Here is a 14,966-nt window from a genome sequence, read left to right as displayed (position 1 = left end):
GCTGCCGGTCCCCGCCTACGTCCTCGCGCGCTGTGGCGCGCTGCTGCCGACGCCTGCGCCCGTCCACCAGGGGGGCAGGCATCGGATACGAATAGGGCCGCATTGCGCGGCCCTTGGTGTTCTTGGTGGTGCCGTGGCGCGCCGTGGTGGCGCTACGCGGCGGCCGCTCCCTGCTTCGGGTGCAGGGGTACCACTTGGGCGCTATCGCCCGTCACAAGCCGGTATAGGGCCTCTAGGGCGGCTCGCTTTTCGTCCAGGTAGTCGTGGCGGTCATAGTGGCGGGACTGGACGCCACCGAGGCCGTGCGATTGCAGTTGCGCCCGCACGTCCGAATGGATGCCAAGGTCCGCCAGTCGCGTTTCCACGGTGCGCCGGATGTCGGCTATGGAAAACTCTCCGCCAGGTAGTTCCCCGGCCTCTTGCATGGCCTGCATGACGGCACGGCAACGCACGTAGGCGGTGGACGTGACCATGCCGGACTGGCCTGCGGTGACGGTGAACAGGTAGTCGCCGACGCGCTCGGGTGCCATCGCGTGCATGGCTTCGATGGCGGCGGGAATCAGCGGGACTACGTGTTTGCGTGGTGCGCTGCGCCTGCCCTTGGAATCCCATAGCGTCAGGGTGCAGCGGTCGCTGTCATAGTCGGCGACGGTGGCGCGTGCCAGTTGTTCAAGACGCTGCCCGCCCGTCAGCAGGTGGAACCGCAGACAGGCTGCGTCGTGGTCGGGTAGTGCTTCGATGCGCCGCCAGTAGGCGCGCAGTTCCGACACCGACAGCGCGCGGTGGCGTGCGTTGTTCGCGCCTTCGATGGTGCCGAGGTCGCGCGCTGGATTGGTCCTGATGCGCAGCGCGCGCAGGGCAGGGGTGGCGCTGGCGGTGGTCCGCGCCTTCACGCCTGCCGTGTAGGCCGATTGCAGGTAGGACCGCACCTTGGCGGCTTCGCGCAGCTTCCCGTCATCCGTCAGCCGCGTAAGGATGGATAGCAGGTCATCGGCGGTCAGGTCATCCGCCGGGGTCGCCCACAAGCGCGGCCACGGTTCGGCAATGTGGCGCTGGATGGATGCCCGGACGGCGGACGCGCTGGACTTGCCCTTGGCTTCCAACCAGTCGGCATAGGCGGTCATCAGTGCGCCTAAGGTGGACTGTTGGCGTTCCTGTTCGGCCTGTGCGGCCTTTTCGGCGGCTTCCCTCTCCCGGCGTGCTTCTCGTTCCTCTGCTTCGAGGATGGCGCGCAGGTCTTTGTCGCCTGCCTTGTACCGTGCGGATAGTTCGCCGGCCCGTGCGCGCGCTGCTTTGAGTGATAGCGGGCCGCCTGTGCCTTCCCATTCCCCAAGCGGCATCGGGTCGCGTTCTCCGTCCGGCTTGGTGTAGCGGAAGTAGAACAGGACGCGGCTATCCCGACCGCTTCCGCTGCGGTATGCGGTCAGTGTGCCCGCGCCGCGCGCTCCCTTGTCGGATGCCCACTTGCCGGGTTTCAGGCCGACCAAGGCGTTATGCGTCAGTGCTGCCATGAGGGAATCCCCGTTGTTTGCCGTTGGGGAAGCATAGCACGCTGTTTGCCGTTCGTTTGCCGTTTGTGGATGGCGTCCCTTGGAAAGCACTGGACAGCTTAGGACGCTGATTTTAAGTAGTTTCAGTCACTTACTGTCTGATTCTGGAAATCGTTGGATGGCCTGAAACGGCAAAATCCATGATTGAAAATCCCCGTGTCTGGGGTTCGATTCCCTCCCCGGCCACCATCCTTCGGAAGCCTGCATGGGCTTCGCCGCAAACGGACCTTCGGGTCCGTTTTCTGTTTCCGGCTTCCGCCAGGCCGCGCCGATGGCCCGGCCGCCACGCACGCCTCGCGCCGCGGTTAAAGGAATCGCTCCGCGCGTCGCTATCCCGGTAAGCGGACTGTCCACCGACGGCCACGCATGTGCCCGTGGTTGCCGACGCATTCTTCATGGGCTGCGCGCGAGCATCGGGTCCGCGGGCTGCAGATGGCGCCCGTCCGTACCGCCCGGTACCCTGGAATGCCGAGCGCGTTGCCGCGCGTGTAGGTTTTTTCCTACCCCACGACGCAAGGTTTCCCGACTTACAGGCTTTGCCGGATTTGGCATCCTTCGCGTGCCCCGGCAGTTACGGCATGCGAAGGACAGGATGACCGCTCTGCAAGGACCAGGCCACCGGCAGGACGCCGGGCCGGGGCATTAACAGGATCCGCGCCGCCAGGGCGCGGTTTTTGTTTGTGTCGCCGCATGGCCCCGCGCGACGCGGAGCGGGCGCTCAGCCTGCCGAAGGCGGCACGTAGCCGGCCGGCTTCTCGGCATCGCCACCGAACAGGAACTTCTCCATCTGCTGCTCGAGGAAGGCGCGGTGCTGCGGGTCGCGCGGCGACAGCCGGTTCTCGTTGATCAGCATGGTCTGGTGCGCCAGCCAGGCGTTCCAGGCGTTCTTGCCGATGTGGGCGTGGATGCGCTTGCCCAGCTCGCCAGGCCAGGGGATGAAATCCAGGCCCTCGGCCTCGCGTTGTTCGTACTGGCAGAAGATCGTGCGGGACATGGGCGTTGGTCGCTTCAGAGTGAGTCGAGCAGCTTGCGGATGGGCGCGGGCAGGCCGAGTCCGGCCAGTTCCGCCCACGCCACCCAGCGCTGGGCCTCATTGTCGCCCACGCGGGCGCGCGGGGCGACCTTGCGCAGGCGCATCGGCTGCAGGTGCAGGCGGTAGTGGCTGAAGGTGTGGACGATGGCCGGCAGGGCCTCGGCGGCGTCAAAGTCGCCGTCCAGCTCGCGCCCGAACCATTCGCGCAGCTCGGCCTCGGTTTCCGCCTGCGGCAGGGTCCACAGCGAGGCCCAGATCCCGGTGGACGGGCGCCGCTGCAGCAGCAGGCGGCCCTCGGCATCCTCCAGCAGCAGGGCGATTGCCTCGCGTTCGGGCAGGGTCTTGCCCGGGCGCGGGGTGGGCAGGGCGTCGACCAGGCCTTCGCGCAGGGCGGTGCAGCCGCCGGCCAGCGGACAGGCCAGGCAGACCGGAGCGGCGCGGGTGCACTGGGTGGCGCCGAAATCCATCTGCGCCTGGGTGTAGTCGGCCATGCGTCCGGCCGGGACGTGGCGCACGTGGTCGGCGGCCAGCGCCCACATCCGTTTCTCCACCGCCGGCGTGCCGGGCCAGCCGTGGATGCCGTGCCAGCGCGCCAGCACGCGCTTGACGTTGCCGTCCAGGATCGGGAACGGATCGCCCCAGGCCTGGGCCAGGATCGCGCCGGCGGTGCTGCGGCCGATCCCGGGCAGGGCCAGCAGGGCCTCGAAGTCGCGCGGCAGCTCGCCGCCATGCAGTTCGACGCAACGCTGCGCGGCTGCGTGCAGGTTGCGGGCGCGGGCGTAGTAGCCCAGGCCGGCCCAGTGCGCCATCACCTGGTCGGTGGAGGCGGCGGCCAGGTCGGGCAGGGTGGGGAAGCTGTCGACGAAGCGCAGGAAGTACGGGATGACCGTGGCCACCTGGGTCTGCTGCAGCATGATTTCCGACAGCCACACCCGGTAGGGCGTGCGCGGGTGCTGCCAGGGCAGGTCGTGGCGGCCGTGGCGGTCGAACCAGGCCAGCAGCGGTGCGACGAAGCGGTCGGGCGTCTCAGCGGCCACGGCGCGGCTCCTGCGCGATGGCGCGCACGGCAGGGCAGGCAGGCGCCCGTCCCGCGCTCGCGGTCGCAGCGTGCATGCGCGGGCTCAGGCGCCCAGCGCCTCGGGCAGCAGCGCGTCGACGAAGGCGTCCGGATCGAACACGCGCAGGTCCTCCGGGCGCTCGCCGATGCCGGCGAAGCGGATCGGGATGCCGAACTCGCGCGCCAGGGCGAACACCACGCCGCCCTTGGCGGTGCCGTCGAGCTTGGTCACCACCAGGCCGGTCACGCCGACGGCGGCATTGAACTGGCGCAGCTGGTTGAGCGCGTTCTGGCCGGTGGTGCCGTCGATCACCATCAGCACCTCGTGCGGCGCGGCCGGGTCCAGCTTCTGCAGCACGCGCTTGATCTTGCCCAGCTCGTTCATCAGTCCGACCTGGGTGTGCAGGCGGCCGGCGGTATCGGCGATCAGCACCTGGGTGCCGCGCGCCTTCGCCGCCTGCAGTGCGTCGTAGGCCACCGAGGCGGCATCGGCGTTCTGCCCTTGCGCGATCACGGTCACGCCGTTGCGCTCGCCCCAGGCCTGCAGCTGGGCCACGGCCGCGGCGCGGAAGGTGTCGCCGGCGGCCAGCATCAGGCTGCGGCCTTCGTCCTTGAAGCGGCGGGCGAGCTTGCCGATGGTGGTGGTCTTGCCCACGCCATTGACGCCCACGGTCAGCAGCACGAACGGGCGGGTGGCCGGGTCGATCTGCAGCGGCACCGACACCGGCTTCAGCATCGCCACCAGCTCGGCGCGCAGCGCCGCCAGCAGCGCGGCCGAGTCGGCGAACTCACGCGCCTTCATGCGCTTGCGCAGCCCCTCCACCAGTGCGGTGGTGGCGGCGACGCCGACGTCGGCGGTGAGCAGGGCGGTCTCGATCTCGTCCAGCAGGTCGTCGTCGAGCTTCGGGTTGCGCGAGAACAGGCCGCCGATGCTGCGCGCAAAGGCGCTGTTGCGCAGGCGCTCGCGCCAACCCATGCGCCCGGGCGCGGCCGCCGGCTGCACGGCGGCGCCGCCGTCCACCGGCGTGCCGGCTTCGGCGGGCACCACGACGGCCTCGCCGGCCGGCGCCTGTTCCACCACTGCAGGGGCCACCGGGGTGGCGCCAGCCGCCGGGTCGACGGCATCGCCGCCGGTCGCCTCCGGCGCGGCGGGCACGGGTGCCGGGACCTCGGCGGGGGCTGCCGGAGTGGCGGCGTTCGGGGCCTGGGGGAACGCGGCGGCGAGCTCTTCGGCGCTGAAGCGGCTTCCGGATGGCGTGGCAGGGGCGCTTTCGGGCTTCTTTCGGCGGAAGAAACTGACCATTTCGCAGGGATGTCGGAGAATGTGCACATGCTAGCACCGCACCCCGTCACAGCTTCTGAAACCGGCCGCCGCCGGCCCCGTCCATGAGCCGCCGCATGCCGCCGCGTCCGGGTACCCGTGCCGCCGCCGCTCCCGGGGTGGTGCGGATCATCGGCGGCCGCTGGCGCGGCACGCGCCTGCCGGTGGCCGACGTCGCCGGCCTGCGTCCGACCTCCGATCGCGTCCGCGAGACCCTGTTCAACTGGCTGATGCCGGCGCTGCCCGGCGCGCGCGTGCTGGACCTGTTCGCCGGCAGCGGCGCGCTGGGGCTGGAGGCACTGTCGCGCGGTGCGGCGCAGGCGGTGCTGGTGGAGCGCGACCGCGACGCGGCCGCTGCGCTGCGCGCCAACGTGGCGCGGCTCGGCGCGCAGGCCCGGGTGGTGGAGGCCGATGCGCTGCGCTGGCTGGATTCGGCCGATGCGGCCGCCGCCGGCGCGGCGGACATCGTGTTCGTGGACCCGCCGTTCGCGGCCGGCCTGTGGGACGCGGTGTTGCAGGCGCTGCCGCGATCGATGGCCGCCGACGCCTGGCTGTACGTGGAAAGCCCTGCCGGCAGCGAGCCGCCGCCACCGCCGGGCTGGCACCTGCACCGCGAGCTGCGCACCTCGCAGGCCCGCGCGGCCCTGTATCGTGGCCGTGGCACCGGGGGCGCTGATACACTCGGCGGCGCCAATCCGGCCCCCTGAAGACGACCCGAACCGTGGCCCATCGCCGCATTGCCGTCTATCCCGGCACCTTCGATCCGATCACCAACGGCCACATCGACCTGGTCGACCGAGCCGCGCCGCTGTTCGAGAAAGTCATCGTCGGCGTGGCCGAAAGCCAGGCCAAGGGCCCGACCCTGCCGCTGGAGCTGCGGGTGGGGCTGGCGCGCGAGGCGCTGGCGCGGCACCCCAACGTGGAGGTGCGCGGCTTCGACACCCTGCTGGCGCACTTCGTGCGCGAGGTCGGCGCCGGCGTGCTCCTGCGCGGCCTGCGCGCGGTGTCGGACTTCGAGTACGAATTCCAGATGGCGAGCATGAACCGCCACCTGATCCCGGAGGTCGAGACCCTGTTCCTGACCCCGGCCGAGCAATACAGCTTCATTTCCTCGTCGCTGGTGCGCGAGATCGCCCGCCTGGGCGGAGACGTCTCGGGCTTCGTGACCCCGGCTGTGGCCGCGGCGCTGAAGGCGGCACGGCGGGGCGATGGTTCCCAGTGACTTTACGAACCCAAGGGAGGATTTCCTGATGAACAAGACGATGCGCGCGCTCCTGCTCGCCAGCCTGGTGGCGTCCCCGCTGCTGCTGGCCGGCTGCGGCAACAAGGAAGAGGCCGTGGCCAACGAGGCCACCGAGGCGAAGAAGCTGGCCGCCCCGGCCCGCGACGACGACGCCGGCTGGAAGGCCTACCTGCCGCAGGTGGTGCAGGAGAACATGGGCACCATCACCAACAACCCGTTCCTGTACTACCTGCCGCCGGAGTCGGATCCGGAGTTCGAGGCCAAGTACGAGCGCCAGGTCGAGGCCGCCACCACCGCGATGAAGCGCGGCGTGCAGAAGGGCAACCTGCTGGCCTTCGGCTCGCCGGCGTCCTCGCGCATGGCCGGCCTGATCGAGACCGCGTTCGCCGACGTGCAGCCGGACTCGCTGAAGGGCGTGCGCATCGTGTTCATCGGCGACGCCTCGGACAACCCGCGCGTGCATGCCGTGGTCGCGCCGACCGGTGCCGACTACGTCTTCGTCGAGGCCAAGTAATTTCCCCGAGCCCGGCCGCGGCCACGCGGCCGGGCGCCGGCGGGAAGGTCTCCCCGCCCACGCGGGGCCGGTGCCGCCAGGTACCCCGGCCATGACCCGGACCGCTGTGCGATGTCACTGAAGATCAACGAATTCTGCGTCAACTGCGATGTCTGCGAGCCGGCCTGCCCCAACCAGGCCATCTCGATGGGCGAGACGATCTACGTGATCGACCCGGCGCGCTGCACCGAGTGCGTCGGCCATTTCGACGAGCCGCAGTGCGTGGCGGTATGCCCGGTCGAGTGCATCGACCCAGACCCCGAACATCCGGAAAGCCAGGAGGCGCTGCTGGAGAAGCTGCGGCGCCTGCAGCGCGAGCATCCGGAACTGTATGCCCCGGAGGCTGCACCATGAGGCTGAGCGCGCGCCTGCTGGCACTGGCGTTCCTGTTCCTGTCCGCGGCCCCGGCCGCGCTCCTGGCCGCCGATGGCGGCGACGCGCCGCAGGCGGCGCGCCCGCCGGGCGCGGCCATCGCCAGCGCGCACGAGCTGGCCACCGCCGCCGGCTTCGAGGTGCTGGAGCAGGGTGGCAACGCGTTCGACGCGGCGGTCGCGGTCTCGGCCGCGCTGTCGGTGGTCGAGCCGATCAGTTCCGGCCTCGGCGGCGGCGGCTTCTTCCTGCTGCACGACGCGGCCAGCGGCCGCGACGTGTTCGTCGACGCGCGCGAGACCGCGCCGGCGGCGGCCACCCCCGAGCGCTACCGCGACGCCAACGGCAAGCTCGACCGCGACCGTTCCCAGAACGGTCCGTGGTCGGCCGCCATCCCCGGCCTGCCGGCGGGCCTGGTGCACGTGGCGGAGAAGTACGGCCGGCTGCCGCTGAAGACCAGCCTGGCGCCGGCGATCCGCCTGGCGCGCGAGGGCTTCCCGGTGTACGCGCGGCTGGAGCGTGGATACGCCGCGCGGCGCCAGGTGATGGAGCGCTATCCTGGCACCCGCGCCGTGTTCCTGGCCGGCGGCAAGCCGCCGGTGGAGGGCCAGCTGCTGCGCCAGCCCGACCTGGCGCGCACCCTGGAGGCGCTGGCCGAGCGCGGCTTCGACGGTTTCTACCGCGGCCCGGTGGCGAAGAAGCTGCTGGCCGGCGTGCGCGCCGAGGGCGGGCAGTGGACCGCCGAGGAGCTGGCCAGCTACCAGGTGCACGAGCGCGAGCCGCTGCGCTTCTGGTACCGCGGCTGGGAGATCGTGACCGCGCCGCCGCCGTCCTCCGGCGGCGTGGCCCTGGCGCAGATGCTGCAGGTGCTGGCCGGCTGGAACCTGTCCAGCCTGGACCCGGCGCAGCGCGCCCACCTGACCATCGAGTCGATGCGCCGCGCCTTCCGCGACCGCACCTTCTACCTGGGCGATCCTGGCTTCGTGCACGTGCCGGTGGAAGTGCTGGCCAGCCGCGACTACGCCGCCGGCCTGCGCTCCACCATCAATCCGCAGAAGGCCACCCCCAGCGACGTGTTCTCCGGCCTGCCCACGCCGCTGGAGGACGAGGAGACCACCCACTTCTCGATCATCGACGCCGAGGGCAACCGCGCCGCGGTCACGCAGACGGTGAACCTGCTGTTCGGCTCGGGCCTGGTGCCGCCGGGCACCGGCGTGCTGCTGAACAACGAGATGGACGACTTCGCCCTGCTGCCGGGCCAGCCCAACGCCTTCGGCGTGATGGGCTACGAGGCCAACGCGCCGGAGCCGGGCAAGCGCCCGCTCAGCTCGATGACCCCGACTTTCATGGTTTCGCCGGACCGCGTGGCGGTGCTGGGCACCCCGGGCGGCAGCCGCATCATCACCATGGTCCTGCTGGGCGTGCTCGGCTACGCCGACGGCCTGGACGCGCAGGCGGTGGCGGCGCTGCCGCGCTACCACCACCAGTGGCAGCCGGACGTGGTCGAGGCCGAGACCGGCGCCTTCAGCCCGGAGGTGGCCGCGCGCCTGCGCGCCATGGGCCACACCCTGGACCTGCCGGACGGCGAGGTCTCCAGCGGCGCCTCCAGCCACTTCTGGGGCAACCTGCAGACGGTGATGTGGGATCGCCGCGGCAACGCGCTGCAGGGCGGAACCGACCCGCGCAACCCGGTGGGCAAGGCCGAGGTGCGCCTGGTGCGCGCGGCCGAAGCCGTGCCCTGAGCGGGCGCGGCCGAGTTCCGGATTCTTAACGGATGCAGCGCTAGCATTCGTTCATGAAACTCTGGTCCATCCGCGGCAATTCGCAAAAACTCGACGGCGGCTCCATGTTCGGCAACGCGCCGAAGGCGATGTGGGAGAAGTGGGCCCGCCCCGACGAGCACAATCGCATCGACCTGGCCTGCCGCGCGCTGCTGGCCAGCCCGCTGAACGGCAAGACGGTGCTGTTCGAGACCGGCATCGGCGCGTTCTTCGAGCCGAAGCTGCGCGAGCGTTACGGCGTGCAGGAAGACCGCCACGTGCTGGTGGAATCGCTGCGCGCGGCCGGTTTCGAGCACGAGGACGTGGACGCGGTGGTGCTCAGCCACCTGCACTTCGACCACGCCGGCGGCCTGCTGGCGCCGTGGACCGAGGGCAGGGCGCCGGAACTGCTGTTCCCCAACGCCACCTACCTGGTCGGCGCCGCGCACTGGGAGCGCGCGCGCAACCCGCACCCGCGCGACCGCGCCAGCTTCATCCCCGAACTGCCGGCGCTGCTGGAGGCCAGCGGCCGCCTGGAGATCGTCGACGGGCCGTACTCGCAGGCGCTGGGCCAGGCGGTGCGCTTCAGCTTCAGCGACGGCCACACCCCGGGCCTGATGCTGGCCGAGATCCTCGGCCCGGAACTGGTCGACGGCCAGCCGCACGGCGGCGTGGTGTTCTGCGCCGACCTGATCCCCGGCCGTTCCTGGGTGCACCTGCCCATCACCATGGGCTACGACCGCAACGCCGAGCTGCTGATCGACGAGAAGCGCGCCTTCCTCGAGGACAAGCTGGCGCGCAACGTGCACCTGTTCTTTACCCACGACCCGGGCTGTGCCCTGGCCCAGGTGGCGCGCGACGAGAAGGGCCGCTACCGCACCATCCACGAGGTCGCCGAACTGGTCGCGCGGCCGCTGGGCGCACACAGCCTGGCAGCCTGAGCCGTCGCGCCGCATCCGCCGGCGGTCTACCGCCGCGCGCGCATTGCCGCTACCTTTCCGCCCGGGAGAAACGCCGCAAGGCAAAGGGGGAACGATGGAGGTAACGGCTTCGCGGCAGTGGATGCAGGTCTTGCTGGCCACGACACTGCTGGCGTTGGGGATCGGCTGCGACGCGGCCGGTCCGGGCGCGGCGCAGGCGCCGGTGCGCGCCAACCAGCTCGGCTATCCGCCGGCGGCCCGCAAGCTGGTGGTGGTGGAAACCTCCGCGCCGGCGCGGTTCCGGGTGGTGGCCGAAGGCCGGGACGAACCGCTGCTGCAGGGGCAGCTGCAGCCGGCCGGGCACTGGGAACCGGCCGCGCGCGACGTGGCCCTGGCCGACCTCAGCGCGCTCGCCACGCCGGGCCGCTACCGCCTGCTGGTCGATGGCATGGCGCCGTCCGACCCGATCGTGGTCGACGCCGGGGCCTATGCCGGCGTGGCCATGGGCGCGCTGAAGGGGTTCTATTTCCACCGCGCCAGCACGCCGCTGGCGCGCGGGCATGCCGGGCGCTGGGCGCGCAAGGCCGGGCATCCGGACGACAAGGTGCTGGTGCATGCCTCCGCGGCCTCGCCCGGGCGCAAGGCCGGCAGCCGCATCACGGCCCCGCGCGGCTGGTACGACGCCGGCGACTACGGCAAGTACGTGGTCAATTCCGGCATCACCCTGTGGACCCTGCTGGCGGCGTGGGAGCACTACCCGGAATTCTTCCGCGGCCGCGACGCCGGCATCCCGGAAAGCGGCGATGCGGTGCCGGACATCCTCGACGAAGCGCTGTGGAACCTGCAGTGGATGCTGGCCATGCAGGACCCGGCCGACGGCGGCGTGTACCACAAGCTGACCACGCTGCAGTTCTCCGCCATGGTGATGCCGCACCAGGACACCGCGCCGCGCTACGTGATGGCCAAGAGCACCGCCGCGACCCTGGACTTCGCCGCGGTGATGGCCATGGCCAGCCGCATCTACGCGCCGTACGAAGCGCAGTTCCCGGGCCTGGCGCGGCGCATGGCCGATGCCGCGCAGCAGGCCTGGGCCTGGGCCCTGGCCAATCCGCAGGTCGAGTACCGGCAGCCGGCGGACGTCGGTACCGGCGCCTATGGCGATGCCTACCTGGAGGACGAGTTCGCCTGGGCCGCGGCCGAGCTGTACCTGCTGACCGGCGAGCCCGGCTACTGGGAGGCATTCCACCAACGCGCCGGCGTGCCGGGCGTGCCCGGCTGGGCCGACGTGCGCGCGCTGGGCTGGATCTCGCTGGCCCAGCACCTGCCGCGGCTGCCGGACGACGCTGCCCGCGGACAGGTGCGCGAGGGCCTGCTGCAGGTCGCGCGCGGGCTGCAGGAGCGGGAGGCGCAGTCGCCGTGGAAGCTGGCCATGCGCGGCGAGGATTTCGTCTGGGGCAGCAACGCGGTGGTGCTCAACCAGGCGCTGCTGATGCTGCAGGGCTACCGCCTGGGCGGCGGGCGCGAATTGCTGGACGCCGCCCAGTCCCACCTGGACTGGGTGCTGGGGCGCAACCCGCTGGGCGTGTCCTTCGTCACCGGTTTCGGCCTGCGCACGCCGATGCACGTGCATGACCGCCTGTCGGCGGCCGACGGCGTGCGCGAGCCGGTGCCGGGCTGGCTGTCCGGCGGCCCGAACCCGGCGCAGCAGGACCGCCGCGACTGCCCGGTGTCGTATCCGTCGAAGCTGCCGGCGCTGTCGTGGCTCGACCACGAGTGCAGCTATGCCAGCAACGAGGTGGCGATCAACTGGAACGCGCCGCTGGTCTACGTGGCCGCGGCGGTGCAGGCGCTGACGCCGGTGGAAGAGTAGGGCGGATGCGCGGACGGCGGCCTGGTGGCCGCCGTCCCGGGTTTGCTGCATGGCCCGCGACGGGCCGGGGAGTGGCGCGCGAAGCCGCCGGATCCGGACGCCGGATCAGTCGACCCGGGTGCCGAAGATGCGGTCGCCGGCGTCGCCCAGGCCGGGCAGGATGTAGCCCTTGTCGTTGAGCCGCTCGTCGATGGCGGCGGTGTAGATCTGCACGTCCGGGTGCGCGACTTCCACCGCCGCCAGGCCCTCGGGTGCGGCCACCAGGAATATCCCGCGGATGCGGCGGGCACCGGCGCGCTTGAGCATGTCGATGGTGGCGATGAGCGAACCGCCGGTGGCCAGCATCGGGTCCAGGATCAGCACGTCGCGCTCGTCCAGCCGGCCGGTCAGGCGTTCGAAGTAGGGGACCGGTTGCAGGGTTTCCTCGTCGCGCTGCAGCCCGACCACGCTCACGCGCGCGGCAGGAATCAGGGCGAGAGCCCCAGGCAGCATGCCCAGCCCGGCCCGCAGGATCGGCACCAGGCTGATCTTGGCGCCGGCGATGCGTCGCACCTGCACCGGGCCGGCCCAGCCCTGGAGCGTCGCCTCCTCGGTGGCCAGGTCCGCCGTGGCCTCGTATGCCAGCAGGGTTGCCAGCTCGGTGACCAGTTCGCGGAAGCCCTTGGTACTCAGTTCGGCCGAGCGCAGCAGTCCGATCTTGTGCTGGACCAGCGGATGGTGGACTTCGACGGCTTTCATGGCGGGCCTGCAGGTATGGGGGCCTGGAAAGTCTGCAGCAAACGCGTCGATGCGGAAAGGCGAAGCCGGCGCTGCGCCGGCTCCACCCGGTGCGCGGCTCAGAACGCCATGCGCATCACCAGCTGGTAGCTGGGCCCGGCTTCCTCGGTCTCGAGCTCGTACTCGTCGTAGTCGCGGTCGAGCTGGTCCTCGAGGGTGTTGAACTTGTCGAAGAACTCGTCCTTGCTCGCGTCGAGCAGGTTGTTGGCCGACAGCCGCACCGAGAAGTTCCGGCCGAAGCGCTTCTCGACGAAGGCGTCCAGTTCCCCGCCGTACCGGATGATGGCTTCCTCGCCGAGGAACCGGGCGTAGGCGTCGCCCTGCCTGCGGTAGGTCAGGCCGAAGCTGGCGGCCAGGGCCGGCAGGTCCTGGATGAAACCGATGTTGAAGGTGCTCTTGGCCTGGTCGTTGAAGCGCCGCCGGCCCATGAAGTCATCGACCCGGGAGTCGACCCATGAGTAGTTCAGGAACACGCCGGTGTCGTCCATGCCGAACGCGGACAGCGGGGTGGAGAGGTCGAACTCGAAGCCGTAGACCTTGCCGTCGCCGACATTGGCCGAGGTGAACAACCAGCTCTCGGCCTCGAACGGGTTGGCGGCGATGGCTTCGGCCTCGCTGGCGTAGTCGCCGTCGTCGACCATGTCGGCGATGTCGTCCTCGTAGTCCTCGACCGCCGCCTCGCTGGGCGCGCCGGTGTTGACCAGCTCGATCAGGTCCTTGACGTCGCGGTAGAAGAAGTTCAGGCCCACCACGCCGCGCCGGCCCAGGCGGTGCTCGAAGCCCAGGTCGATGCCATTGGCGGTCTCCGGCTCCAGTTCCGGGTTGCCGATGTAGTCGTTGTCGCCGAACTCGCCGTCCAGCAGGCCCGGGATCAGCTCGTTGAAGTTCGGGCGCTTGACCGTCTTGGCCAGCGACAGGCTGATGCGGTCGGCATCGGTCACGTCCCAGCGCAGGTTCACCGAGGGCAGCAACTGGTCGTAGCTCTTGTCGATGCGGCCCTCGCTTTCCCCGTCTTCGATGTACTTCACCTGGCCCCGGGTGGTCTCGTAGCGCAGGCCGGCTTCCCAGGCGAAGACCTCGCCGCGGCCGCTGAGCATGACGTACGGGTCCACGCGCTTCTCCTCGATCACCGAGGCCACGCTGCCGTCCAGGGCGTAGTCGGCCGGGAAGGCCGGCGCGGCCTGGCCTTCCTCGTCGGCCTCCCATTCGTAGCTGGTGACCAGGCTTTCGCGCTTCTTGTTGCGCACGTCGATGCCGAACTGCAGCTCGGCCCGGCCGAGCGGACGGGTATGCGCCAGGGTGAAGCCGGTCTCGCTGTCCTTGGCGTCGATGGCCTCGGCCTCGTAGACGGTCTCGTCCCACTCGGCGCCGTCGATGCTCCAGGTCTCGTCCCAGCCGGCCGCATCGCCGACGTAGACGTGCTCGCCCTCGGTGGTGCCTTCGTAATCCTCGAAACGGGCGTGGTCCAGGCTCAGCCGGGTGGTGCCGCCAGCCATGTCGAAGCGGTAGTCCAGGCCGATGCCGTAGTTCTTCTGGTCGTAGGGATTCAGGCCCGGCACCCGCTTGTTCTCGACCTCGTCGTCGTCCACTTCCTCCTCGAACGACACCTCGGTCACGTCGCGGTCGGTCTTGACGTAGAAGGCGTCGACGCCGAAGCGGCCGGTCTCGCCGACCTCGGCGGTGTAGCTCAGGTTGGCCGAGTAGTCGCGGCCGTCCTTGACCTCGGTCTGGTCCTCCCAGCTGACCTTCTCCTCCATCGTGTCGTCGGTGAAGCGGTCGGAGCGCTTGAACTTGGAGCGGTAGCGGTCCTGGACGTTGACCCCGGCCAGCAGCCGCCCGCCGAGCGCCTCGAACGAGGTCACCGCACCGAAGGTCGGGTTCACCTCGCCGTCGTCCCAGCGGTTGGCGCCGATCCGCACGTAGCTGCCGTCGAACACGTAGGCGTCGCGCAGGACGATGTTGATCGCGCCGGCCATCGCGTCGCCGCTGCGGTTGGCGCTGGCGCTGCGCTTGATCTCGATGTGGTCGACCATCTCCGCCGGGATGCGGTCGACGTAGAAGGAGCGGTCGTCGCCGGCGCCGGGCACCTTCTTGCCGTTGATCAGCACCTGGGTGTAGCCGCCGCCCAGGCCGCGCAGCTGGGCGCCGTCGTACTCCATGATGTCGCTGCCGACGAAGCCCACGCCGGGCACCCGCTTGAGCATGTCGCCGACGGTGTTGGGCTCGAAGCGCTGGAAGTATTCCAGGTCGTAGACCAGGGTCGGTTCGATGTCGGGGGCGCGGTTGCGGTAGGCGATCTCGCCCTGGACCACGACCGCGTCCAACTGCTTGGGCTCGCCCGCGGCGGCGGCGGCCGGCCCCGGTGCCGGTGCCGGTGCCGGTGCCGGTGCCGGGGCGGCGAGCGCGGCGCATGGGGGCAGCAGGACCGCGCAGGCGAGGGCGCGCGAAAGGCAGATGGCGAGCGTGTTGCGTTTCATCGAAAGGAAGTTCCGTGGGGTGGTAAATGAACGGAA

Annotated in this window: 13 protein-coding genes; 7 read left to right on the top strand and 6 right to left on the bottom strand. The window is 70.7% G+C overall.

The window, feature by feature from the left end:
- Positions 1-152: 152 nt before the first annotated feature.
- The 4 genes from EIM47_RS10860 to ftsY form a co-directional block, all read right to left on the bottom strand.
- Positions 153-1,511, bottom strand: coding sequence for an integrase (locus EIM47_RS10860; RefSeq protein ID WP_125076899.1), 1,359 nt, complete (start codon positions 1,509-1,511; stop codon positions 153-155).
- A 757-nt stretch (positions 1,512-2,268) separates the two neighbouring features.
- Positions 2,269-2,544, bottom strand: coding sequence for an oxidative damage protection protein (locus EIM47_RS10855; RefSeq protein WP_019398490.1), 276 nt, complete (start codon positions 2,542-2,544; stop codon positions 2,269-2,271).
- Between the two features lie 14 nt (positions 2,545-2,558).
- Positions 2,559-3,620, bottom strand: coding sequence for an A/G-specific adenine glycosylase (gene mutY / locus EIM47_RS10850; protein WP_125076898.1), 1,062 nt, complete (start codon positions 3,618-3,620; stop codon positions 2,559-2,561).
- 84 nt (positions 3,621-3,704) lie between these two features.
- Positions 3,705-4,943, bottom strand: coding sequence for a signal recognition particle-docking protein FtsY (ftsY, locus tag EIM47_RS10845; protein ID WP_125076897.1), 1,239 nt, complete (start codon positions 4,941-4,943; stop codon positions 3,705-3,707).
- 83 nt (positions 4,944-5,026) lie between these two features.
- On the opposite strand from ftsY, the gene rsmD reads away from it, so the two are divergent.
- The 7 genes from rsmD (at position 5,027) to EIM47_RS10810 (ending at position 11,676) form a co-directional block, all read left to right on the top strand.
- Positions 5,027-5,668 (top strand): 16S rRNA (guanine(966)-N(2))-methyltransferase RsmD, encoded by a 642-nt coding sequence (rsmD, locus tag EIM47_RS10840; protein WP_125076896.1) that lies wholly within the window; start codon positions 5,027-5,029, stop codon positions 5,666-5,668.
- Positions 5,665-6,183: a pantetheine-phosphate adenylyltransferase gene (coaD, locus tag EIM47_RS10835; protein ID WP_037034931.1), complete on the top strand. Its 519-nt coding sequence runs from the start codon at positions 5,665-5,667 to the stop codon at positions 6,181-6,183. The genes rsmD and coaD overlap by 4 nt, the downstream gene beginning before the upstream one ends.
- Positions 6,184-6,211: 28 nt before the next feature.
- Positions 6,212-6,718, top strand: coding sequence for a hypothetical protein (locus tag EIM47_RS10830; protein ID WP_019398485.1), 507 nt, complete (start codon positions 6,212-6,214; stop codon positions 6,716-6,718).
- A 111-nt stretch (positions 6,719-6,829) separates the two neighbouring features.
- Positions 6,830-7,111, top strand: a complete 282-nt coding sequence (locus tag EIM47_RS10825) for a YfhL family 4Fe-4S dicluster ferredoxin (RefSeq protein WP_125076895.1) — start codon at positions 6,830-6,832, stop codon at positions 7,109-7,111.
- Positions 7,108-8,868: a gamma-glutamyltransferase gene (gene ggt, locus EIM47_RS10820; protein ID WP_019398483.1), complete on the top strand. Its 1,761-nt coding sequence runs from the start codon at positions 7,108-7,110 to the stop codon at positions 8,866-8,868. The genes EIM47_RS10825 and ggt overlap by 4 nt, the downstream gene beginning before the upstream one ends.
- 53 nt (positions 8,869-8,921) lie before the next feature.
- Positions 8,922-9,827, top strand: coding sequence for an MBL fold metallo-hydrolase (locus tag EIM47_RS10815; RefSeq protein WP_026010496.1), 906 nt, complete (start codon positions 8,922-8,924; stop codon positions 9,825-9,827).
- Positions 9,828-9,921: 94 nt separating this feature from the next.
- Positions 9,922-11,676: a glycoside hydrolase family 9 protein gene (locus EIM47_RS10810; RefSeq protein ID WP_125076894.1), complete on the top strand. Its 1,755-nt coding sequence runs from the start codon at positions 9,922-9,924 to the stop codon at positions 11,674-11,676.
- A 105-nt stretch (positions 11,677-11,781) separates the two neighbouring features.
- On the opposite strand, the gene upp is transcribed toward EIM47_RS10810, so the two are convergent.
- The gene (upp, locus tag EIM47_RS10805; protein WP_125076893.1) at positions 11,782-12,414 is read right to left on the bottom strand and encodes a uracil phosphoribosyltransferase; all 633 of its coding nucleotides are present in this window, start codon (positions 12,412-12,414) and stop codon (positions 11,782-11,784) included.
- 98 nt (positions 12,415-12,512) lie between these two features.
- On the bottom strand, positions 12,513-14,930 hold the full coding sequence (locus tag EIM47_RS10800; RefSeq protein WP_125076892.1) for a TonB-dependent receptor: 2,418 nt from the start codon (positions 14,928-14,930) through the stop codon (positions 12,513-12,515).
- Positions 14,931-14,966 lie beyond the last annotated feature (36 nt).

This window comes from Pseudoxanthomonas sp. SGT-18 (genome assembly GCF_003931645.1).
Classification (GTDB): Bacteria; Pseudomonadota; Gammaproteobacteria; order Xanthomonadales; family Xanthomonadaceae; genus Pseudoxanthomonas.
The sequence above is the reverse complement of the archived record's forward strand: the minus strand, read 5'-3'. Positions and strand labels throughout refer to the sequence as shown.